Origin of the sequence: Pseudomonas sp. PDM28 (genome assembly GCF_019219115.1) — a bacterium.
GTDB classification, from domain to species: domain Bacteria; phylum Pseudomonadota; class Gammaproteobacteria; order Pseudomonadales; family Pseudomonadaceae; genus Aquipseudomonas; species Aquipseudomonas laurylsulfatiphila.
Genome location: NZ_JAHUWG010000001.1, coordinates 223878 through 246250 on the forward strand (window position 1 = coordinate 223878; position 22373 = coordinate 246250).

Annotated in this window: 23 protein-coding genes; 7 read left to right on the forward strand and 16 right to left on the reverse strand. The window is 59.0% G+C overall.

The annotated features are described in order from the left end of the window. Nucleotides 1-66: 66 nt before the first annotated feature. Nucleotides 67-756, reverse strand: a complete 690-nt coding sequence (gene phoB / locus KW841_RS01020) for a phosphate regulon transcriptional regulator PhoB (protein ID WP_003229608.1) — start codon at nucleotides 754-756, stop codon at nucleotides 67-69. Nucleotides 757-909: 153 nt separating this feature from the next. On the opposite strand from phoB, the gene KW841_RS01025 reads away from it, so the two are divergent. Beyond that, nucleotides 910-1293: a hypothetical protein gene (locus KW841_RS01025; RefSeq protein ID WP_218473071.1), complete on the forward strand. Its 384-nt coding sequence runs from the start codon at nucleotides 910-912 to the stop codon at nucleotides 1291-1293. A 61-nt stretch (nucleotides 1294-1354) separates the two neighbouring features. Here the strand turns inward: KW841_RS01025 and ubiA are convergent, their stop codons facing one another. Both ubiA and KW841_RS01035 read right to left on the reverse strand, forming a co-directional pair. Further along, nucleotides 1355-2245: a 4-hydroxybenzoate octaprenyltransferase gene (gene ubiA / locus KW841_RS01030; RefSeq protein ID WP_218473072.1), complete on the reverse strand. Its 891-nt coding sequence runs from the start codon at nucleotides 2243-2245 to the stop codon at nucleotides 1355-1357. Continuing rightward, complete coding sequence (locus KW841_RS01035) at nucleotides 2245-2808, reverse strand: chorismate lyase (protein ID WP_218473073.1); 564 nt, start codon at nucleotides 2806-2808, stop codon at nucleotides 2245-2247. The genes ubiA and KW841_RS01035 overlap by 1 nt, the downstream gene beginning before the upstream one ends. Nucleotides 2809-3007: 199 nt before the next feature. Here KW841_RS01035 and KW841_RS01040 point away from each other — a divergent pair, with 199 nt between their 5' ends. The 3 genes from KW841_RS01040 (at nucleotide 3008) to KW841_RS01050 (ending at nucleotide 4815) form a co-directional block, all read left to right on the forward strand. After that, nucleotides 3008-3178, forward strand: coding sequence for a rubredoxin (locus KW841_RS01040; RefSeq protein WP_218473074.1), 171 nt, complete (start codon nucleotides 3008-3010; stop codon nucleotides 3176-3178). An 18-nt stretch (nucleotides 3179-3196) separates the two neighbouring features. Continuing rightward, the gene (locus KW841_RS01045) at nucleotides 3197-4345 is read left to right on the forward strand and encodes an NAD(P)/FAD-dependent oxidoreductase (RefSeq protein WP_116579768.1); all 1149 of its coding nucleotides are present in this window, start codon (nucleotides 3197-3199) and stop codon (nucleotides 4343-4345) included. Nucleotides 4346-4539: 194 nt separating this feature from the next. Next, the gene (locus tag KW841_RS01050; protein WP_003195589.1) at nucleotides 4540-4815 is read left to right on the forward strand and encodes an HU family DNA-binding protein; all 276 of its coding nucleotides are present in this window, start codon (nucleotides 4540-4542) and stop codon (nucleotides 4813-4815) included. Nucleotides 4816-4936: 121 nt separating this feature from the next. Here the strand turns inward: KW841_RS01050 and KW841_RS01055 are convergent, their stop codons facing one another. The 4 genes from KW841_RS01055 to KW841_RS01070 form a co-directional block, all read right to left on the reverse strand. Further along, a complete protein-coding gene (locus KW841_RS01055) occupies nucleotides 4937-5554 on the reverse strand; it encodes a GAD-like domain-containing protein (protein ID WP_218473080.1) in 618 nt (205 codons plus the stop codon). A 74-nt stretch (nucleotides 5555-5628) separates the two neighbouring features. Beyond that, entirely contained in the window at nucleotides 5629-6246 is a 618-nt protein-coding gene (locus KW841_RS01060) for a GAD-like domain-containing protein (RefSeq protein ID WP_218473081.1), read from the reverse strand. Nucleotides 6247-6257: 11 nt separating this feature from the next. After that, complete coding sequence (locus KW841_RS01065; RefSeq protein ID WP_218473082.1) at nucleotides 6258-7607, reverse strand: DUF6861 domain-containing protein; 1350 nt, start codon at nucleotides 7605-7607, stop codon at nucleotides 6258-6260. 297 nt (nucleotides 7608-7904) lie between these two features. Next, a complete protein-coding gene (locus KW841_RS01070) occupies nucleotides 7905-8282 on the reverse strand; it encodes a DUF6124 family protein (protein WP_218473083.1) in 378 nt (125 codons plus the stop codon). A gap of 563 nt (nucleotides 8283-8845) precedes the next feature. Between KW841_RS01070 and KW841_RS01075 the strand changes: the two genes are divergently transcribed. Then, nucleotides 8846-9217, forward strand: a complete 372-nt coding sequence (locus tag KW841_RS01075) for a helicase (RefSeq protein WP_218473084.1) — start codon at nucleotides 8846-8848, stop codon at nucleotides 9215-9217. Between the two features lie 370 nt (nucleotides 9218-9587). Then, nucleotides 9588-10808: a hypothetical protein gene (locus tag KW841_RS01080; protein ID WP_218473085.1), complete on the forward strand. Its 1221-nt coding sequence runs from the start codon at nucleotides 9588-9590 to the stop codon at nucleotides 10806-10808. Between the two features lie 98 nt (nucleotides 10809-10906). Here the strand turns inward: KW841_RS01080 and KW841_RS01085 are convergent, their stop codons facing one another. The 6 genes from KW841_RS01085 to exbB form a co-directional block, all read right to left on the reverse strand. Next, nucleotides 10907-12307, reverse strand: a complete 1401-nt coding sequence (locus tag KW841_RS01085; RefSeq protein ID WP_218473088.1) for an aminoacyl-tRNA deacylase and HDOD domain-containing protein — start codon at nucleotides 12305-12307, stop codon at nucleotides 10907-10909. Nucleotides 12308-12385: 78 nt separating this feature from the next. Beyond that, a complete protein-coding gene (recG, locus tag KW841_RS01090; RefSeq protein WP_218473089.1) occupies nucleotides 12386-14461 on the reverse strand; it encodes an ATP-dependent DNA helicase RecG in 2076 nt (691 codons plus the stop codon). 9 nt (nucleotides 14462-14470) lie between these two features. Further along, nucleotides 14471-15400: a hydrogen peroxide-inducible genes activator gene (locus KW841_RS01095; protein WP_095964342.1), complete on the reverse strand. Its 930-nt coding sequence runs from the start codon at nucleotides 15398-15400 to the stop codon at nucleotides 14471-14473. Between the two features lie 285 nt (nucleotides 15401-15685). Further along, nucleotides 15686-16435 (reverse strand): energy transducer TonB, encoded by a 750-nt coding sequence (locus KW841_RS01100; protein ID WP_218473090.1) that lies wholly within the window; start codon nucleotides 16433-16435, stop codon nucleotides 15686-15688. Then, nucleotides 16432-16860, reverse strand: coding sequence for a TonB system transport protein ExbD (exbD, locus tag KW841_RS01105; protein WP_007975187.1), 429 nt, complete (start codon nucleotides 16858-16860; stop codon nucleotides 16432-16434). Before exbD ends, KW841_RS01100 begins: the two co-directional genes overlap by 4 nt. A 6-nt stretch (nucleotides 16861-16866) precedes the next feature. Then, on the reverse strand, nucleotides 16867-17841 hold the full coding sequence (gene exbB / locus KW841_RS01110; protein ID WP_218473091.1) for a tonB-system energizer ExbB: 975 nt from the start codon (nucleotides 17839-17841) through the stop codon (nucleotides 16867-16869). Between the two features lie 188 nt (nucleotides 17842-18029). Between exbB and KW841_RS01115 the strand changes: the two genes are divergently transcribed. Then, complete coding sequence (locus KW841_RS01115; RefSeq protein ID WP_218473092.1) at nucleotides 18030-18887, forward strand: SDR family oxidoreductase; 858 nt, start codon at nucleotides 18030-18032, stop codon at nucleotides 18885-18887. Nucleotides 18888-19026: 139 nt separating this feature from the next. Here KW841_RS01115 and KW841_RS01120 read toward each other — a convergent pair whose 3' ends face one another. From KW841_RS01120 to spoT, 3 genes are all read right to left on the reverse strand, one after another. Then, a complete protein-coding gene (locus KW841_RS01120; RefSeq protein WP_218473093.1) occupies nucleotides 19027-19767 on the reverse strand; it encodes a hypothetical protein in 741 nt (246 codons plus the stop codon). 67 nt (nucleotides 19768-19834) lie between these two features. Continuing rightward, entirely contained in the window at nucleotides 19835-20215 is a 381-nt protein-coding gene (locus KW841_RS01125; RefSeq protein WP_003229509.1) for a RidA family protein, read from the reverse strand. Nucleotides 20216-20251: 36 nt separating this feature from the next. Next, nucleotides 20252-22357, reverse strand: a complete 2106-nt coding sequence (gene spoT, locus KW841_RS01130; RefSeq protein ID WP_103395945.1) for a bifunctional GTP diphosphokinase/guanosine-3',5'-bis pyrophosphate 3'-pyrophosphohydrolase — start codon at nucleotides 22355-22357, stop codon at nucleotides 20252-20254. Between the last annotated feature and the right edge of the window lie 16 nt (nucleotides 22358-22373).

A 22373-nucleotide genomic window follows, 5' to 3' on the forward strand; every position in this document is an offset into this window, starting at 1 on the left:
CAGGGTGCCATGCCAGTTTTGGTTCACGAAAAAAATACGTCCTTGAAAGTGGAACCGCTGCGATCATCAGGCCTTGGTTGAGAACCGGTAGCCAGTGCCGCGCACGGTTTGTACCAGATTTTCGTAAGCATCGCCGAGGGCTTTGCGCAGGCGTCGAATGTGCACGTCGACGGTACGCTCTTCGACATAGACGTTGCCGCCCCAGACCTGATCCAGCAACTGGCCACGGGTGTAGGCGCGCTCCTGGTGGGTCATGAAGAATTGCAGCAGGCGGTATTCGGTCGGGCCCATCTCGGCGGGACGGCCGTCGATGGTCACGCGGTGGCTGATCGGGTCCAGCAGCAGGCCGCCGACTTCGATGGGCGCCTCGCCATCGGTCGGGCCGGCACGGCGCAGTACGGCCTTCAGGCGCGCCACCAGCTCACGGGGGGAAAACGGCTTGGTGATGTAGTCGTCGGCGCCGACTTCCAGGCCCTGGATCTTGTTGTCCTCTTCACCCTTGGCGGTGAGCATGATGATCGGGATGTCCCCGGTCAATTCATCACGCTTGAGGCGACGGGCCAGCTCGATGCCGGAGGTGCCGGGAAGCATCCAGTCGAGCAGGATCAGGTCCGGTTTGCGGTCGACGATAATGGCGTGGGCCTGCTGGGAGTTTTCCGCCTCCAGGCAGTCATAGCCGGCCATTTCCAACGCAACGGCGATCATTTCGCGAATAGGCGCTTCGTCGTCGACGATCAGAATGCTCCTGCCAACCATGCCCAAAATCCTCTTGTCATTTAACTGTCTTGCGCCGCATTAGATAACGGAATTATTGCAGTCGTGTGACAGTATTTTAGTCGACCGGCGATTGGCTGGATCCTGGGCTAAGCTCTAAGTCCGGATCCTGACAACCACAAGAGGAAGGTTTCCATGAACTACATTGCTCAATCTTGGAAGGCTTTGCTGGTCACTGCTGCGTTAACGCTGCCGACACTGGCCTTTGCCGCCGACCCGGCGATGATGAAAGACGGCATGATGGTCGACCATAAGGGCATGACGGTCTACACGTTCGACAAGGACGCGGGTGGCAAGTCGATGTGCAACGGCGACTGCGCCAAGTACTGGCCGCCAATGATGGCGCCGGCGGGTGCCAAGGCCGAAGGTAAATGGACAGTCATCAAGCGTGACGATGGCATGATGCAATGGGCCTATGACGGCAAGCCGCTGTACTACTACGAGGACGACAAAAAACCCGGAGACATGACGGGTGACAAGAAAAAAGATGTCTGGCACGTCGTTCGCGAGCATATGTAACACCGCCAAAAGATCGCAGCCTTCGGGTAGGAACTGCCGAAGGCTGCGATCCTTTCAACGGTCAACGCAGTGCGTAATCCAGCACAATCCCGACGAAAATCGCCAAGCCCGCCCAATGATTGTGCAAAAACGCCTTGAAGCAACGCATCCGGTCCTTGTCGCGGGTGTACCAGAACTCCCACGCAAAGCAGCCCGCCGCCACCAGTAATCCGAGGTGGAACCAGCCATCCAGGTCGAACTTCGAACCCGCCAGCAACAGGCAACCGAGCGCCAGCCCTTGCAGGGTCAGGATGATCGCCCGGTCCGCGTCGCCGAACAGGATTGCCGTGGATTTCACGCCGATCTTCAGGTCGTCATCGCGGTCGGTCATCGCGTAATACGTGTCGTAGCCCACGGTCCACATCAGGTTGGCGATCCACAGCAGCCATGCCGCAGCTGGCAATTCACCGGTTTCTGCGGTGAACGCCATCGGCATCCCCCACGAAAATGCGGCACCCAGCACCACTTGCGGGTAATAGGTGTAGCGCTTCATGAAGGGGTAACTGAACGCCAGCGCCAGACCGCCCAGCGACAGCCACACGGTCGCGGCGTTGGTGCACAGCACCAGCAGGAAGCTCACGCCCATCAGCAATGCGAAGAACACCAGCGCCTCTTTCGAGCTGATCTTGCCGCTCACCAGCGGGCGCTGCTCGGTGCGTTTCACATGACCATCGACCTTGCGGTCCGCCCAGTCGTTGATCACGCAGCCACCGGCACGGGTCAGCACTACGCCCAGGACGAAAATCACAATGTTGGCCAGGGACGGCGAACCCTTGCCGGCAATCCACAGCGCCCACAGTGTCGGCCAAAGCAGCAGGTAAATGCCGATCGGCTTGTCCATCCGCGTCAGCTGAATGAAATCCCAGGCCCGAGGGTTCAAGCGGTTCAAGGACTTGAGCAGGCTTTGGTACATCAGAGGTTCTCCGATTGGGCGCGTGCGGTGTCCCACAGGGAAGGCAGGAAGATTTCGGCCACCAGTACACTCAACGCGCCGCGGTCAAAGCGTGAACGGCGACCCCATAGTTCCGGCGCCCGCACCTCGCCCGGCAGCCATTCTTGAGGATAATGACAAACCTCGATGGCCCGGCGCTGAAAGGCCTGGTCGCAGAACAGCAATTCACCCAGGGAGCGGCTGCCCAATTCGTCCATGTGCAAGCCGTCGCCTTGCAATGCACTGCGTGCCGCGACGCTGCGGGCGAACACCCAGGCTTCGCCATGACCGCGCAGATACACCTCGCGCACCCAACCTTCACTGCCGTCGGCCAGGTCCAGCGCTGCGCATTCGTCGGCGCGCAGGGTTTGCCAGCCTTCGAACATTGGCGAGACGCTGAAGGCATCATTCGACAGATGAATCAGGCGTCGGGTGAGCGAGCCTTCGTCGAACAGCCAGTCCAGGATGGAAGCATCGGGGAGGGGCGCCAGTTCGCTGCGCGAGAGCCAGAGAGGAGCTGGAGAGGGGGATTCTGTGTGTTGCACAATGAGTCATTATTGGCAGCAAATGAGGCGGCGAGCTTAACATGTCAGCCACCGATATCGATTGAATTGGCCTGCCGTTGCGCCGAACAGGCTTGCATCCGGCGGCATCGATCAGTACAAAACGCGCTGAACTGGACGGCAGTGCTACAACCATCGACCGGCCGGCCGGCAAAACGCCTGAACCCTGAGGAAGTACCTGATGAAAAAGTGGCAATGTATCGTCTGCGGCCTGATCTACAACGAAGCCGACGGTTGGCCGGATGACGGCATTGTGCCGGGCACCCGTTGGGAAGACGTGCCGGAAGACTGGCTGTGCCCGGACTGCGGTGTGGGCAAAATGGATTTTGAAATGATCGAAATCGCTGCCTGAATAATTGAGGAGTAAGGAATGAACGCACCTGTCGTCATCATTGGCACCGGTCTGGCTGGCTACAACGTCGCCCGCGAGTTTCGCAAGCTCGACAGCGAAACCCCGCTGCTTTTGATTACCGCCGATGACGGGCGCTCCTACTCCAAGCCGATGCTCTCCACCGGCTTCGGCAAAAACAAGGATGCCGACGGCCTGAGCATGGCCGAACCCGGCGCCATGGCCGAGCAACTCAAGGCCGAAATACGCACCCACACGCGCATCAGCGGCATTGACCCGGGCCACAAGCGCCTGTGGATCGGTGAAGAAGCGGTGATGTACCGCGACCTGATCCTGGCCTGGGGCGCCGAAACCGTGCGCGTGCCCATTGAAGGCGATGCGGCGGATTGCGTATTCCCGATCAACGACCTGGAAGATTACGCACGTTTCCGTGCGGCAGCCGCTGGCAAGCGCCGCGTGCTGCTGCTCGGCGCCGGCCTGATCGGTTGTGAGTTCGCCAACGACCTGACCCTGGGTGGCTACGAGGTGCAACTGGTTGCGCCGTGCGAACAAGTCATGCCGACCCTGTTGCACCCGGCGGCCGCGGCAGCGGTGCAGGCTGGCCTGGAAAGCCTCGGCGCACGTTTCCACCTCGGGCCGGTGCTCAACCGCCTGCAACGCGTGGCGGACGGCCTGGAAGCGCATCTGTCCGATGGCCAGGTGATCCCGTGCGACGTGGTGGTCTCGGCCATTGGCCTGCGCCCGCGTGTTGACCTCGCGGCTGCGGCCGGTTTGCAGGTCAACCGCGGCATCATGGTCGACCGGCACCTGAAGACCTCCCACGCCAACATCTACGCCTTGGGCGATTGTGCCGAGGTCGACGGGCTGAACCTGCTGTACGTCATGCCCCTGATGAGCTGTGCACGAGCGCTGGCGCAAACCCTCTCCGGAAACCCGACCGCCGTCACCTATGGCCCGATGCCGATCACCGTCAAAACACCGGTGTGCCCGCTGGTGGTGTCCCCGCCGCCACGGGGCGCAGAAGGCATCTGGACCGTCGAAGGGCAGGGCGCCGACATCAAGGTTTTATGCCGCGATGCCGCAGGCAAACTGCTCGGTTATGCCCTCACCGGTGCCGCCGTGATGGAAAAACTGGCCCTGAACAAAGAGCTTCCAGCCCTGTTGGCATAAATACCGGTCGTTCTGTCGGAATCACCCCCCTTTTGCCCTAACAATGGCCGCGCCGATACTGGCGCGGGGCCTCACTGCGTGCCATCCTCACTCCCGTCTGCCGCAGAGTAGAGCACCTGCGGCGCTTTTGGCGCTGCTCCGCAGAGAGCAGCACGGACATAACAACAACAAACCGTCAAAGGGGCTTCACTCACATGCGTAAACCAGACCTCGCTGCAGCCATTGCTGAAAAAGCAGACCTCACCAAAGAACAAGCCAACCGCGTTCTCAACGCCGTTCTTGAAGAAATCACCGGTGCCCTGCACCGCAAAGACAGCGTGACGCTGGTGGGCTTCGGCACCTTCCTGCAACGCCATCGCGGTGCCCGCACCGGCAAAAACCCGCAAACCGGTGAACCCGTCAAAATCAAGGCCAGCAACACCGTTGCGTTCAAGCCGGGCAAGTCGTTGAAAGACAGCGTCAATCCGTAAGCCGTTTTCGCCTCTCGCGTAGTGGGGGGTGGAATAAAAAATGGGCACGCCAACCAGGGTTGGGTGCCCATTTTTTGTGGGGTTAACAGAGCTTGTTGAAATCCGTCCCCTGAAATCTGGCTTATAGGTCTGAAAAACTATAGGGCTGAAGCTCAGTGATCTGAGATAGCAGGATCAGATGCTCCACTGCCTTCACCTTCTCTAGATGATCGAGGGTGTCGGGGCCGCCGAACATCAGCGCTGGAACAAAGCCGTACATTTCGTCGTGACGCAGGGTGCCGAGCTTTTTCTTTGCGGGTTGGAACAGGTCGCCATAATCGTTGGAGTCCACATTCCTGGAAAGCAGAAAACCTTGTAGTTCTCTGTCCATCTCTTCACTCGTAATTTCGAAATCATCAAAAACACTTCGAGAAAGCACACTGGTTATTTTAAGTGAGGCACCCGTTTTTTCGCCCCACAGGTACAAGTCACCGAAGGCGCTACGAGCAATCAGGTGGTAAGCATCACGCTTTTCATATTTCGTCCCTTCAAGCCAAGACGCCACTACCCCATCGTATTCCTGGGGGTTCACTATCCAAAAAATGCCGTCACCGTATCCGCACCAGCCGTGTTCGGCCCAGTATTCCAATAACTGATTGGGTAGCTTGCCTCTATAGCGCTCGATACTTGATGCTGGGACTTCCTGCCGATCAACAGGTCCACCAAATTTCTCTAAAAAACGGGCAAATATTTTGTCCACGCGAAACCTTCTTATTTTTAAGCATCAGCTCACTGATCGGTAATTTCACTGAGATCTGCTTCCTGATATCAGCCTTAAAGGTCTGAAAAACTATAGGGCTGAAGCTCGGTGATCTGAGACAGCAGAATCAGATGCTCCACCGCCTTCACCTTCTCTAGATGATCGAGAGTATCCGGGCCGCCGAACATCAGCGCTGGAACAAAGCCGTACATTTCGTCGTGACGCAGGGTGCCGAGCTTTTTCTTCGCGGGTTTGAATAGGTCGCCATAATCGTTGGAGTCCACTTCGATCGACAACAGGAAGGCCTGAAGCCCCTTACCCATTTGCTCTCCTGTGTATATAGACGTGTGTGTAGCGTAACGAGAAAGGTGACTTGTTATATCGAGGGAGGCTCCCGTTTTTTCACCCCAGAGGTACAAATCGCCAAAGGCGCTGCGTGCAATCAGGTGGTAGGTATCAATGGTTTCCAACTTCGTCCCCTCAAGCCAGGATGCTACGACCCCTTCGTATTCCTGAGGATTCACTATCCAAAAAATCCCATCACCGTAACCGCACCAACCGTGTTCGGCCCAGTACTCCAGCAATTGATTGGGCAGCTTGCTCCTGTAGCGTTCGATACTTGAAACCGGTACCTCTTGACGATCAATGGGCCCGCCAAGCGTCTCCAAAAAAACGGAAAATGTCTCATCCATTCTTTTTCCCCTTAACATTTGTGAAGATTGACATTGAGATATGTTTGCCCACGTAAAGGCATTGGTACTGCTTCCGCAGCATTTTTTAAACTTGCAACTTTTGGTCTCCACTGAGGGCCAATACTGGAGTTGACTTGTCGATCACCGAAGTCCGCAATGATATCTTTGCCGCCGGCGCTCAAATCAGGATTATGCAGCCCCGCAAGGTTTGACATTGTTTCCTTGGCTTTTTTTATACTCTCTGCTTTCGCCGCTTTGGCACCCATCGTTTGCAAAAATTCTTCGTTGAACCGTCTTTGCAGGTTGGTTTGTAAAGTGTTGCGAGCCTGCTTGGCAGCCGCCCGACTACGCTTCACCGGATTGGCAATATTCTCCAGAAACTCATCAACCGTCAGCCGATTCAGCCCGTCCTCTTGCCCCTTCAGCTGCCGCTCGAACTCTCCGATTTTAGACGCTGGCATCTTGTCCGCTTTGAAGCATTCGACTTTATGAAGCGGCATGGCGTTCGGTTTGTCACGGGGCGAGTCCTTGTCTTTTCCAGATGGGCGATTTGCTGGCGGCGCAGACTCCTGCGGGCCAAGTGCACCTCTGCGCGGCTCTGCGGTTTGCAGGTCTGGTCGTTTTTTCAGTGCATCTTCATGCTTGAGCATCCATTCGCCCAGCCGGGCCCCTTTGGGGCTTGCTCGCATTTCCTGGGCGAGGACATTTGCATTACCTCGACTACGCGTAATGTAAGCGACGATGGCTCCCAGCAGCAGGACGACAACCTCCACATGCCCCAGTGCGATGTGATGGGAGGCTCTTTTGTCGGCAAAAGGATCGTCCCGGCTGAACGGGTTCAACCCTTCCTCGCCGCGTGGGCCTTTCCACGCGATGTTGATGCCCGTCAGGTAATACTCGCCAATGCGCGGCAATCCCTCGACGAAAAACTCGGCGATGGACGTCAGACCAAGTATCCCTAATATCCAGGTGCTGACTTGCAATCCCATTGCGGCGCCAGCGGCACCCATGGGAATGGCACCTGCCCCTCCGAGGAAAGCGCCTACTCCCGCGCCAATTGCTCCTCCGGTCAGCACACTGCCAGCGACGATCATTGCCATTTGAGTAACGACTTCGATCAACTCGTTGAGGATGCTGGAGATGTCGAGGTCAGAGAACCGTTGCCTCAATAGGTGGCCGGCTTCCCACTCGGCTTGGTTGAATGCGTAGCGGACACTGTTGATCCGTCGGATGTTCAGAGAAAGGGAGGGGGCAGGTTCGTTGAAATGCGTGCGAAAGCTGGCTCCTCCCTGGTAACCCATTTCATGGGTTATACGTTTTTCAATCTCGTGCCACGTGGGCACGATTTGCCATAAAAACATTCGAGTGTCTCCCTGACAGTTCGCCCGTTCGTGGACTAGTAATTCCGGTGTCCATGACCGAAATACGCTAACAAGAACTTGGAGGAGGTGATGTAGGAAGACTCTCCTTCAGCGGTCGGAAACTTCCTGCGTTTCAGAATGTTGCATGTCTTAAAGCGGAACGATCCAAGCTGGCACCTGGATTGTTTCCTGGAGGCGTGGCGCGGGTGAATTTGATGGCGAACAACGTGATACGGAGCCAAAGAAACCCCCGATTGCTGGTGACAACAAACGGGTTTGTTTTTTCTGCTTTGCGAGTCAGATGATTCTGTTTTTTTGCTGGGTGATAATCGCTGCCATTTCCGGTTCGTCCAGATGATCCAGTGCTTTCTCAACTAGCAAATGCACCCCGTCAGCCATGCGACTGATCGCCAGGGCTACTGAACGGCGGGAGCCGTTTACATCATCGGCAAGGTCAGCGGCGATGGCGCTGATGGACAGCAGATCTTCCGAGGCGTTGGCCAGGAGTGCTTCGGTATTGATGCCTGGGCAGACGCTGAAAAGTTGGCTGTTACGTTTCGGTTGTTTCTGTTCTGTTTGGGTGGTGTGGTGATCGGGGGCGCGTTCTGCGGCTTCTTGGAGCTCTTTGGTATCAAGGGCTTCGTTTTCTGGGGGATTTGGTGTTGGCTTGATCATTGGTGTTGTACCGATTTGGGAGCTAACACCATTTCGCTTGCACTTCGAAAGAGGTGGCAGCTGTGTATAGGTGTGCAAGACCGGAATCGGTAAACCGGCAGATCGAAAGATCTCCCACACACAGCCGCCATAATGATCCGCGAGCATAGAAAAACGCTCTATCAATAGCCATTACCGATTGTGTGCCGATTCCGGACTTGCACGTCCGAATCACCGATTTTGCGGTGACTTAAAGAGGTTATCGGTACCGGTCAAAATCGCCTAGTTCACGCATGGCTCGGCGTTGCGAAGGAAATGTCCGAGAAGTCTGCGGGGTGCAAGATCAAAAGATCGCAGCCTGCGGCAGCTCCTACAGGAATGTGTTTCTGCAGGTGTAAGGGCGTCGCGGTATGCATTCCGCTATGGAGCATGGGGGTGACCGGCGAGACGGTGTAAAAGCGTGACTTGGCAGTCATCTTGCGGGAAATGTGGCTTATCTTCTTCTAACGCATCTAGATGGTGGCGTTCTTGTTTTAAGTCGCTAAACTGCCCCAGCCGTTCATTTTCCTTCTGAGGCTGTGCGCATGAAATTTCGTTTTCTGCTGTGGATGCTGGGTTTTTTGATGGGTAAGGCCAGCCGGACCAATCCGGCGTTTCAGCAACAGTTGGGTGACAAGGACCTGGTGTTTCAGCTGCAGACCCTGGACGGGAAAGTGGCGCGGCAATTCCGCGTGAAGGACCAGCGCATCACCAGCCAATCGGGTGTGCATGCCGAGCCTGCGTTTGCGATTGCTTTTAAAGATGCCGCGTATGGCTTTGCCACGATGCAGGCGAAGAACAAGCAATTGGCGTTCATGACCGGGATTCAGGACAAGTCGATTCAGATCAAGGGCAACCCGGCGCTGGTGATCTGGTTTCAGGGGCTGACCAAGTATTTGAAGCCGAAAAAGGCATAGGAGCGAGCTTGCTCCGGGCGGCGTTCCGACGAGAAACTCAAGTACTCCGCGTTTATCCAGGATGCACGCGTCATCGTTGACGACCTTCGCGGACAAGCCCGCTCCTACAGGATTCAGGTGATCCATGTGGGGGCGCGGCTTGCTCCGGGCGGCGCTCCGGCGACATCGTTGGTTTTTTCGCGGGTCAGCCAGGTACTGATATTGCTCGCTACTTATGAATACCCACCCAGCTTGGCCTGGTATGTCGTTGAATAGGCTTGCAAAGACACGTTTGGCTGTCATTTCTGACAGCTGTTATTTAGTTCTCTGAGGCGGTTAATTGGGGCGGAATGTTTGCGGACATCCTCTCAAGCACTCAGGGAGCAAGTTGATGAATCAGCTACCAGAAACAAAAGCAACAGCGCGAGGCGCTCTTGATCCTTCCTTTGGCTTTGGCGGCTTGGTGCTGCTACCGAAGAACGTATTCGCTTGTGCCAGTCTGCCCGGCAATAAACTGCTTACGGCTTCGAAAGAAGACCACGGCCTGCCAATGAAGCTCACTCGATTGACCGAGTTCGGAAGACTTGATGATTCATTCGGGATTGGCGGCGTGGCTGAAATCCCTCATAGCACAGGCAATTTCTTTCCGCGACAATTACATGCGTTGAAAAAGGGTGGATACTTGGCCCTTGGCCCTTTCTCGGGACCGGCCGCTAGTGACTTGTATGTCATGCGGTTATTAGAGGCGGGGCAAGTGGATCTCTCTTTCGGGGCGGGAGGGAAAGTCAAACTTGAGGCCGCAAAATTATTCGGTGCTAACTTCGTTTTTTTTGGCAGCAGTAAACTTGCGGTTTCCGAGTTTGACGCAAAAATATATGTAAGCAGCAACATTTATTCCAACACTGCCCAGACAACAGTTGTGATTCGTCTTAATGAAGACGGCTCGCTGGACACAAGCTTTAATGGTGGTCATGTAACACTTGAGCAACCAATTGGTAATCGACGAGTACGCAATGAGTGTTTGGCTGTACACGGAGAAGGCGTGTTGATTGGTGGCGCATACCTCTCCGGTGTCGACTCCTATGGCGATGCATTTATCATCCGCTATGACCGCGATGGCAAAATCGATCTTTTGTTCGGCGATAGAGGAACAGTGATCATCGCTAACGGTACCGATGGGCGAAAATCCTTGCTTACTTCAATAACAGTAAGAGCAAATGAGGGGGTCGTGGCGTCTGGACGATCGTTTAGGGGTAGCAACTTTGAAGGGGTGTTAATCGTTCTTAACGCCAGCGGCACTATAAATCCCGTCTTCAATAGCGGTAAGCCGCTGTATCCCGCTTTTTTGCAGAATTTGTTATTCAGTGAGTGTGCATTACTGCAACAAGACAGAATCATCGTTATGGGAGTTGGTGAGTTTAACTTTCTGATGGTTGCCTGCTACAACTTCGATGGCTCTTTGGATCGAACATTTGGTGGAGGCTATGGTTGGGTCGTGCTTCGTGATGCGCAAACATCAGGATTCCGGGATAGCCTGTTAACGACAGATAACAAAATCGTTTCTCTTGGAACCAATGCTACGTTTGATTTTGCGGTGCGTTATCTCGGTTGACACTTAACTTGGGCCAAGTCGGGGGTATGAGGAGAATCGGATGTTTGCTTTTTCTTGCGGGCCATCGCTTCTGGAAGAAGCGATGGGATTTTGATTTTTTATACCTGAGTGAATTGCGACGCCAGTTCACGCAGCAGCACTTCAGCTTCCAGCACTTTGCTGACCACGTCTTCGGCCTTGGCGCGGCTCAGGCCGAGGCGTTCCAATAGTGCGTCCGGGATGCCTTCGTCGGGGCCGGAGCCGATGCCTCGGCTGCGCAGCAGGCGCACCGCCAGGCAGACCAGGTTCGGGTATTCGGCGTAGGTGCCGTCGTAGGCCGGGTCGTGCTGGAAGCGCAGGGCGGTGGACAGCTCTTCGGGCATGTCCCAGTAGCGCATCAGCCACGAGCCGATCTGTTCACGGCTGATGCCCAGCAGGTGTTGTTCCACGAAACTGTGGCACAGGTGCGGGTTGACCTCCAGATGGCGGCAGATCAACGAGAAGTGTGGCGGGAACACGTGGGCCAGCAGCAGGTAGCCGAAGTTGTGCAGCAGGCCGGCCAGGTAGGTCAGGCCTGCTTCCGGGCGCTGGGCGCGCGGCATGGCGCGGGTCAGGCCTTCGATGACGGCGGCGGTGTAGATGGATTGCTGCCAGTACGGCGTGGTTTGTTGCGGGTGGTCCTTGGGCAGGCTCAGGGTTTTACCCAGGGCCAGGCCCAGTGCCAGGTTGATCACCAGGTCGAAGCCCAGCACGCGCACGATGGCGTCTTCCACGGAACGGATCTTGCCCGGCGAGGCGTAGTACGGCGACGCTGCCCAGCTCACGACTTGCGCGGCCAGCGCCGGGTCGGTTTCGACCACGCCGGTGATGTCGTCGATGGTGGCGTTGGGGTCGACACGCAGCTTGATGATTTTTTGCGCGGTTTCGGCCAGCGGCGGAATCTCGATGGTCTCTTCCAGACGCTGCTGGATGCGCCGTGCGGTAAACGCCTGGACGGCCTGGGTGATTTCCTTGCGGTCGTCATCGGGGCGGTCGAGGTTCGGACGGATGCTGGTCAGGTTTTCGCCGAAGTTGGCCGCGCTGGCCTTGGTCAGCATGGTTTTGAAGTCTTCGCTGGAGACTTCCAGCAGTACGCCCGGCTCACCAGAGTTGATCAGCAACTTCGGCTCACGCAGCAGGCTTTCGTCGTACAGGCAGGGTGAACTGGTCAGCGCCGGCAGGCCCGGCAGCAAGCTGAGGTTGTGCTTGCCGAGCATTTTTTTCAGGCGCTCGGTGGGTACGGCAGTGAGGCGGCGACCGGTGAGTTCGGTCAGGCGATTGAGGTCCAGCAACTGGCTTTGCGGGAACAACACCATCAACGCGCCGACGCTGTCATCGAGCAGAACGGCCTGCACTTTGCGTGCGGCATTGAGGCCGTGATGGTCCAGAACTTCTTCGTAGGCAATGCCCAACTTGCCCAGCATCAGCCGAATAACCGACGGAGCGTGCGGGGTATCGGGTGCGAAGGCAACTTCGGTCATGGTCTGTATCCGTGATTAAACAATTGCAGGAGTATAACCAGCTTGCCTAAGGCCACGCCTCAGAAACTGTGACGGTTGTCACACTTGGCCGTATTGTTGGCCATGACGCAGCCAACGGTCGAGTAGCGGGCTGACATGGGTCGGCCAGCGTTCGAGCAATGCCTGGGCCGCATCCCGCACGGCAGGCAGCAAATCGGCATCGCGCATCAGGTCGGCGACCTTGAATTGAAGCAGGCCGGTTTGGCGGGTGCCGAGCATTTCGCCGGGGCCGCGCAACTCCAGATCCTTCTCGGCGATGACAAAGCCATCGTTGGTTTCGCGCATGATGCCCAGGCGCTGACGGCCGATCTGCGACAGCGGCGGATGGTAGAGCAGCACGCAATGGCTGACGGCGCTGCCCCGACCGACGCGGCCGCGCAACTGGTGCAGTTGCGCCAGGCCCAGGCGCTCGGGGTTCTCGATGATCATCAGGCTGGCATTGGGCACGTCGACGCCTACTTCGATCACCGTGGTCGCGACCAGCAGTTGCAGGTTGCCGGCCTTGAACTCGGCCATCACCGCCGCCTTTTCCGCAGGTTTCATACGGCCGTGGATCAGCCCGACCTTCAGCTCGCCGAGGGCGGCGGTCAGGTCTTCGTATGTGGTTTCGGCGGCCTGGCAGGTCAGCTCTTCGGACTCTTCGATCAGCGTGCACACCCAATAGGCTTGTCGCCCTTCAGCGCAAGCGCTGCGCACCCGCTCGATGACTTCGACCCGCCGGGTGTCGGTGATCAGCACAGTGTTGACCGGGGTTCGGCCGGGGGGCAGTTCGTCGAGGATCGAGGTGTCGAGGTCGGCGTAGGCGCTCATGGCCAGCGTGCGCGGAATCGGCGTGGCGGTCATGATCAATTGGTGCGGACACATGCGTCCGCCCACGCCTTTCTGGCGCAGTGCCAGACGCTGCTGTACGCCGAAACGGTGCTGTTCGTCGATGATCACCAGCGCCAGGTTCTTGAATTGCACTTCGTCCTGGAACAGCGCGTGAGTGCCGACCACCATGGGCGTGCCACTGGCGATCTGCTCCAGCGCGGCGGTGCGGTTCTTGCCCTTGAGTTTGCCGGCGAGCCACGCGACTTCGATGCCGAGCGGTTCGAGCCAGCGCTTGAAGGTGATGAAGTGCTGCTCGGCGAGAATCTCGGTGGGTGCCATCAGTGCGACCTGATAACCGGCCTCCAGCGCTTGCAGCGCGGCAAGGGCGGCGACCACGGTTTTGCCGGCGCCGACGTCGCCCTGGATCAGCCGCAACATCGGTTCGTGCTGGCTGAGGTCGTAGGCGATTTCGTTGCCGACCCGTTGCTGGGCGCCGGTCGGGCTGAAGCCGAGGTTGGCCAGGTACTTGGCCGGCAGTCGCGTGGCTTTGGGCATCGCCGGCGCACGCAGGGCGCGCATGCTTTCGCGCAGGCGCTGTTGCGACAGTTGATGGGTCAGCAGTTCTTCGAAAGCCAGGCGGTGCTGCGCCCAGTGATGGCCGAGGGCGAGTTCATCGACGTCGGCATCGGCGGGCGGGTTGTGCAGGTAGCGGATTGCATCGGCCAGCGGTGCCAGTTGGTAGTCGCGGGCCAGCTCGTTCGGCAGCCAGTCGGGCAGGCTGCTGGGGCCGAGCAGGGTGAGGGTCTGCATGCACAACTGGCGCAGGCGCTGTTGGGTCAGACCTTCGGTGAGCGGGTAGACCGGGGTCAGGGTTTCATCCACTGGCGGTGGTTCGTCGCCAGTGATGGCGCGATATTCCGGGTGGTAGATTTCCAGCCCCGAAGCACCGGGCCGAGCCTCGCCGTAGCAGCGAATCCGCGTGCCGCGTTTGAGGCCTTCTTTCTGCGCATTGCTGAAATGGTAGAAGCGCAGGCTGAGTCCGCCAGTGCCGTCCTGCAAGCGCACCACGAGGCTGCGCCGACGGCCCATGACCACATCGGCGCCGCTGACCGTGCCTTCGATGACTGCATCCTGCCCGGGTCGCAGCGCGCCGATCGGGACCACGCGGGTGCGGTCCTGATAGCGCAGGGGCAAGTGAAACAACACGTCCTGGAGGTTTTCCAGGCCGACCTTGGCCAGTTTCTCGGCCATGGCTTCACCGACACCCTTGAGTGCCGTCACCGACACTTGCGACAACTCGCTCATGACCGTCGCTTAGCCCGCAGCGACCTGCGCCGCTGGCTTGGCCACCGAGCACAGGCGAATGGAGTCGGCGAGGATTTCAATCGCCTTCGGACGCGGGAAGCTCGCGCGCCAGGCAATGGCCACGGTGCGGAACGGTACGGGTGCCGACAACGGACGCACCTCGATCACGCCGGGGGCGTAGTGATGGCTGTCCACCGCTGACAACGGCAGGATCGAAATCCCCAGGCCGGACGCGACCATGTGGCGAATGGTTTCCAGGGAGCTGGATTCCACCGTGGTGTGCTTGGCGCCGTCGTTGCCTTTGGTCAGGGTCGGGCAGGCTTCCAGTACCTGATCGCGGAAGCAGTGGCCTTCGCCGAGCAGCAGCAGGCTCTTGTCGTTGAGCAGGTTGGCATCGATGGACTCTTTTTGCGTCCATGGGTGCTGCGCTGGCATCAGCACGTAGAACGGCTCGTCGTAGAGTTGCAGGGTCAGCACGTCGGCTTCGCTGAACGGCAGGGCGATGATGATCGCGTCGAGTTCACCGTTGCGCAGTTTGTCGCGCAGCACGTGGGTGAAGTTTTCTTCGATGTACAACGGCATCTGCGGGGCGACCCGGTGCAGTTGTGGAATCAGGTGCGGGAACAGGTACGGCCCGACGGTGTAGATCGCGCCGACTTTAAGCGGTGCGGTCAACTGGTTCTTGCCGGCCTGGGCCAGTTCGCGGATGCCCTGGGCCTGTTCCAGCACCTTTTGCGCCTGGGCCACGATGCCTTCGCCGACGGGCGTCAGGCGCACGGCGCTTTTGCTGCGCTCGAAAATCAGCACACCGAGTTCGTCTTCAAGCTTTTTCACGCCCACCGAAAGGGTCGGCTGGCTGACGTGGCAACGCTCGGCTGCGTGGCCGAAGTGCTGCTCTTGGGCGAGGGTAACGATGTAGCGTAATTCTGTGAGGGTCATAGCAAGCGTCCATGAATTTGCGTGCCAAGCATACCGGCTGCAATCGATAGACGCACGTTATCAGACTGAACGTGTCGGGTGACACCGGGCAATGCCGGTTTGCCGCTGGCAGATAAGACAAAGGCACCTTTCGGTGCCTTTTTGGCTTGGAACGCGACCTTCCTGCTGGCAGAAATCTCTGTGGGAGCGAGCTTGCTCGCGATGAGGGCCCAACATTCGACATCTACGTTGAATGTTAGACCGCTATCGCGAGCAAGCTCGCTCCCACATGGGGCGGTGGTGCGTTTACCGACGGCGTTTTTCCAGCGAATACACAAAGGGTGCAACGATTTCGATGGAGCCATTGGTCAGCATGTCGGTCGGCGGCTTGGGCAGCGGTTGAGCGCGGCGGATCATTTCCAGGGTGGCCCGGTCCAGATCGGCGGTGCCCGAGGCGCCTACCAGCTCAAACGACAACACATTGCCTTCGGCATCCACGACGAAACGCAGGCGGTTCATGCCTTCCTTGCCCCGTGCCTGTGCACTGGCCGGGTACTTTTTGTACTTCTGCAGGTGCGCCAGCAGCGTGCCTTGCCAACTGGCCTTGGCCGCCAGTTGAGCGGGCGAAGGGCCTGGCGCAGGCTGGGCGGATTTCTCCGTGGGGGCCTGAGTCTGCTGCGGTTCGGCAGGTTTCTCCTCGGCCGGTTTTTCCTTCGGCGGTTCGGGTTTCTTCTCTACCGGCTTGGGCGGCTGTGGCTTGGGCTTTGGCTTGACGGGCTTGGGCACGGCAATTTCAGCTTTCGGCGCTTCGGCGAGCTTGGGGATCGGCAGTTCTTCAACCGGAGCCGGTGGCTGCGGTGGGGTGACGACCTTCGGCGGAGCAGGCGGAGGCGGGGCGGGAACCGGTGCCAGTTCGACCATCATTGCCTGGGGCGGCAATTCGATGGGCGGGCGGGCGGACCAGTTCAGCGCCAGCGCGATGGCCAGCGCGTGAACGCCCAGCACCACAGCCAGGCTACCGCTGTAACGCGTCAGCTTATGGCGCGTCGTGATCATTTCTTGGCTGCCGTCTCGAGTCCGACCAGGCCTACCTTCAGATAACCGGCCGATCGCAGGTTGTCCATCACGCTCATCAGGTCGCCGTAATCCACGCCTTTGTCGGCCTGGAAGAAGATCGTCGTGTCTTTTTTGCCCTGGGTCCTGGCGTCGAGGGTGGCGCCGAGTGCTTCGGCCTTCACTTCGTCTTCACCGAGGAACAGGCGCTGGTCAGCCTTGACGCTGAGGAACACCGGTTTCTCTGGCCGCGGCGCCGGTTTGGCGGTGGAAGCGGGCAGGTCGACCTTGATGTCCACGGTGGCCAGCGGGGCCGCCACCATGAAGATGATCAACAGCACCAGCATCACGTCGATGAACGGCGTGACGTTGATTTCGTGGTTTTCGGACAGATCGTCGTCTGCCCCTTCTTTCAAATGCAGGCCCATGGCCGATTACCCCACTTTCACCATGTGCGGTTGCGAGCTGCGCTCAGGCTGGTGGTCGAGGTCGCGGCTGACCAGCAGCAGGACCTGTGCCGACGCATCGGACACCTGAGCCTTGTAACCGGCGATGGAGCGGGCGAAGACGTTGTAGATCACGACCGCAGGGATCGCGGCAACCAGGCCCAGTGCGGTGGCCAGCAGGGCTTCGGCGATGCCGGGAGCGACGACGGCGAGGTTGGTGGTCTGGGTCTTGGCGATGCCGATGAAGCTGTTCATGATGCCCCACACGGTACCGAACAGGCCGACGAAGGGCGCGGTGGAACCGATGGTCGCCAGCACGCCGGTGCCGCTGCTCATGTTGCGACCGCAGGCCGCGACCAGGCGCTCAAGGCGGAAGCTGACGCGTTCCTTGATGCCTTCTTTCTCACGGCTGTTGACCGACAGGCGCATCTCTTCGAGCGCATCGTGCACCAGCAGGTTGGCGAGGGTGCCTTCCTTCGCCGCCGTGGCGCTGGCTTCCTTGAGGGAGGTGGATTTTTTCAGTTGAGCGATTTCACCGCGCAGGCGACGCTTGGCGCCCATCAGCTCAAGACCCTTGGCGATCCAGATGGTCCAGGTGATGATCGAGGCGATGGCCAGGCCGATCATCACGATTTTCACGATGATGTCGGCATTCTTGTACATGCCCCACGGCGACAGGTCATGGGCCATGCCCAGAGTGTTGTCGGCTTCGAGGACTTCAGGAACATCTTCACCCAGATTTTCTGTCGGCGCTGCCTGGGCAGGATCGGTCGCGACGGGAGCAACGGCCGGGGCGGCGTGATCAGCCGGTGCAGGGGCTGCGGCGGCGGCCGGAGTTGCTGGCGCCTGGACATCGGCGAAAGCCGCGACTGGCGCGAGCATCAGACTGAGGAACAGGGCGGCCACCGCGCTCCAGGCGCGAGGTCGTTTGGTTGGCGAAGCGGAGAGTTGATTACGTGTCATGCTGGCCGGACCTGAGAGAAAAAACGGGTGATGTTCTTCCAGGCCTCGAAGGGCCGAGAACAAAAGTGGGGCGTATTATTGCAATTAATTCTTGTTAACAGAAGTAATAGCGTCTCTTTTTTTCCTGCGTTGCTAGCCGCCTGTCTGTTGCCGGCGCTAGTCTGTGGCTTTGCGATGGGAGTTTTCTGATGTCTGCGCCTACTGTTTTGATCGCCGGCTGCGGTGATGTTGGCAGCCGCCTGGCCACACAACTGCTGGCGGCGGGGTGGGAGGTTCATGGTCTGCGGCGGGATGTTTCACGCCTGCCCGCGGGCGTCATTGGCGTTGCCGGTGATTTGTTCAACAAGGACTGCCCGGCCACTTGGCCGATCGGTGCCGTGGATTACCTGGTGTATTGCGCGGCAGCCACCGATCACGACGAAGCCGGCTACCGTGCTGCCTATGTCCAGGGGCTGGAGCATGTGCTGGAGTGGCTGAACGACTACGGTCAGGTGCCCAATCGCCTGTTGTTTGTGTCCAGCAGCAGTGTTTACGGGCAGCAGGATGGCGAATGGGTCGATGAGCGTTCGTCTACGGTGGCGTCCGGTTATTCTGGACGTGTGATGCTTGAGGCCGAGCAGATCGCGCTCAAGAGTGGTATCCCGGCCAGCGTCGTGCGACTGACCGGCATCTACGGCCCGGGGCGTGAGTGGTTGCTGACCCAGGTCCGCCGGGGTTATCGCGTGGCGGTCGAGCCACCGTTGTATACCAACCGGATCCATGCGGACGATGCCGCAGGATTGATGGCGTGCCTGCTTGAGGCGGACCGGCGTGGCGTGGCGCTGGAGGATGTCTATATCGGCGTCGATGACGAGCCGGCAGCGCTGGCCGATGTGGTGGGCTGGTTGCGCGGGTATCTGGGCGTGACCGAATGGGACGAGGATTCAAGCGTGCGGCGCACTGGCAGCAAGCGCTGCAGCAATGCCAGGGCAAAAGCGTTGGGTTGGACGCCGAAGTACCCGAGTTTTCGCGAGGGTTACGCGGCGATTCTTGAAGGGCGTTGCTGACGCTCAGGCACTCTGAAGCAACTGTGGGAGCGAGCTTGCTCGCGATGAGGCCATAACATCCAACATTATCGTTGACTGTTGTACCGCCATCGCGAGCAAGCTCGCTCCCACAGTGTTTTGTGGTGCTCTCAACTGACGCTTACTGCTTTTCCAGCAACCACTTGCGCTCGCCCGGAGTGAACGAAGGCATTTCGTCTGCCTGCGCCGTATTCACGGTCTGGAAAATCTCCAGCTCCTTGCCCTTGCGCGCAAAGATCCAGGCGTTTCCTTGGCCATTGAGTTGCAGCCACATGTTGTCGTTGCCGCCACTCATCGAGGCGCAGTCGCCGGCCAGGCACAGCGCATAACGGTCAGTACCCGGCAGGCCGGTCACCTGGCCGTCGGCCTGGAACTGCACGGTGTCGCCTTCGCCGGGGCCGCTGACGACTTTCCAGCTACCGCCCATGTAGGCCGAATACAGCGCGCGTTCGAAGCTGGCGCCAAGCGGTGCGCCATCCGGAACCGGGATCAATGCCCGGTCGAAGACCTGGGCCGATTCGTTTTCGGTCGCGGTCTGGCTCAATTGTTTGCCGTCGCGCTTCAGCTCACTGCCGGAGCTGCCATAAAAATCGACTTTCCAGAGGCCGGATTCTTCACCCTGCAGCTTGCCTTCGACATTTTCAAAACCATTGGTGTAGCGGGCCTGGCCGGCCTTGGTGTTGATGTCCCATTCCAGGTTCGGGCCATAGGCCTGGAGCGCTTCACGCAGGGGAACGCCTTTGGCGGCGGCATCGATCGCCACCTGATTGATCCAGGTGCCGCTGATATCACGATCGGCAGGGTTGCTGGCACATCCGCCCAAGAGTAGGGCGAGCAGCGAGAGAGCAAGCGCATTGCGCATGGTGGAATCCTTTCAAACTTTCTTTGCAGCTGAGCAGTCGGCGCAGCCCCAGGCTGCGCCGTACGCATTACTCGATGACCAGGATGGCATCCATTTCAACCTGCGAACCCTTTGGCAGGGCTGCAACGCCGATGGCGGCGCGGGCAGGGTAAGGCTGGTCGAAGTACTTGCCCATGATCTCGTTGACCTTGGCGAAGTGGCTCAGGTCGGTGAGGAAGATGTTCAGCTTGACGATGTCCTTGAACGAGCCACCGGCTGCTTCGGCTACGGCCTTGAGGTTCTCGAACACCTGGACGGTCTGGGCTTCGAAGCCTTCAACCAGCTCCATGGTTTTTGGGTCCAGGGGAATCTGACCCGACATGTAGACGGTGTTGCCAGCCTTGATCGCCTGGGAGTAAGTACCGATGGCGGCCGGGGCCTTGTCGCTGGTGATAACAGTCTTGGTCATTGATGACTCCTTGTAAGAGGTGGCTACGTTTGCGAGCTATGCACGCATGCGGGTGATGCGGATCACCCCGGTCAAGGCGCGCAGTTTTTTGATCACGCGGGCCAGGTGCACGCGGTCGTGCACGCTGACCACCAACTGGACCACGCTGATGCGACCATCGCGTTCGTCCATGCTGATTTTCTCGATGTTGCCGTCGGCGGCGTTGACGCTGCTGGCCAGCAGGGCGATCAGTCCGCGCTGGTGTTCCAGTTCGACGCGCAGTTCGACGTTGAATTCGCCGGTGACATCCTTGGCCCACGAGAGCTGGATGCATTTTTCCGGGTTGTGGCGGATTTCGCTGATATTGCGGCAATTGTCCAGGTGCACGACCATGCCTTTGCCTGCGGACAGGTGGCCGACAATCGGGTCGCCCGGGATCGGCGTGCAGCACTTGGCGTAGCTGAGTACCAGGCCTTCGGTACCGCGAATCGCCAGCGGTCCTTCCGGGCTTGGCAGCTGTTCGCCTTCGCCGAGCAGACGGCGAGCCACCACATAGGCCATGCGATTGCCCAGGCCGATGTCTTCGAGCAAATCCTCGATCAGTTCGAGGCGGTACTCGACGAGCATCGCCTTGACGCGTTCGGCCGGGATTTTCTCCAGCGCGCTGTCGAATCCGTTGAGGACCTTGTTCAGTAGGCGTTCGCCGAGGCTGATGGATTCGGAGCGGCGTTGCAGCTTCAGGGCATGGCGGATGTGCGTGCGCGCCTTGCCGGTGACCACGAAGTTGAGCCACGCCGGGTTCGGCCGTGCGCCAGGAGCGCTGACGATCTCGACCGTGGAGCCGCTTTGCAGCGGTTCGGACAGCGGTGCGAGACGACGGTTGATCCGGCAGGCAATGCAACTGTTGCCCACGTCGGTATGCACCGCGTAAGCGAAGTCGACCGCCGTGGAGCCCTTGGGCAGCTCCATGATCCGGCCCTTGGGCGTGAACACGTAGACCTCGTCCGGGAACAGGTCGATCTTCACGCTTTCGATGAATTCCAGCGAGTTGCCGGCGCGTTGCTGCATTTCCAGCACGCCCTTGACCCACTGGCGGGCGCGGGCATGGGTGCCTTTGGGCTGCTCGTCGCCGCTGGATTTGTACAGCCAATGGGCGGCGATGCCGTTGTTGGCCATCTCTTCCATTTCACGGGTGCGGATCTGGATCTCGATCGGAACACCGTGCATGCCGAACAGCGTGGTGTGCAGCGACTGGTAGCCATTGGCCTTGGGGATCGCGATGTAATCCTTGAAGCGCCCCGGCAACGGTTTGTACAAGTTATGTACAGCACCCAGCACGCGGTAGCAGGTATCGACCTTGTCGACGATGATCCGGAACGCGTAGACGTCCATGATCTCGTTGAAGGCCCGACGCTTGCCGCGCATTTTCTTGTAGATGCCGTAGAGGTGTTTCTGGCGACCGCTGACCTCACCCTGGATGCCGTCGATGGCCAGGCAGTGGCTTAAGGACTCTTCGATCTTGTTGACGATTTCCTTGCGGTTGCCCCGGGCGCGTTTGACGGCTTGGTAGATCCGCGCGGAACGCATCGGGTGCATGGCCTTGAAGCCGAGGTCTTCGAATTCTATGCGGATGGCGTGCATGCCCAGCCGGTTGGCGATGGGCGCATAGATTTCCAGGGTTTCCTTGGCGATGCGCCGACGTTTTTCACCGGACAGCACTTCCAGGGTGCGCATGTTGTGCAGGCGGTCGGCCAGCTTGACCAGGATCACGCGAATGTCGCGGGCCATGGCCATGGCCATCTTCTGGAAGTTTTCGGCTTGTGCCTCGGCCTTGGTCTCGAAGTTCATCTGGGTCAGTTTGCTGACCCCGTCGACCAGTTCGGCCACGGTCTCGCCGAACTGCGCTTGCAGCGCTTCCTTGGCAATACCGGTGTCTTCGATCACGTCATGCAGCATCGCGGCCATCAGGCTCTGATGGTCCATGTGCATGTCGGCAAGAATATTCGCCACCGCGAGTGGGTGCGTGACGTACGCCTCGCCGCTACGACGGCGTTGGCCGTCGTGGGCTTGTTCGGCGTAGAAATACGCTCGGCGGACCAGGTTGACCTGGTCCTTGCCGAGGTAGGTCGATAAGCGATCGGCGAGGGCGTCTATGCTCGGCATGATGTCTCCTGCCGTA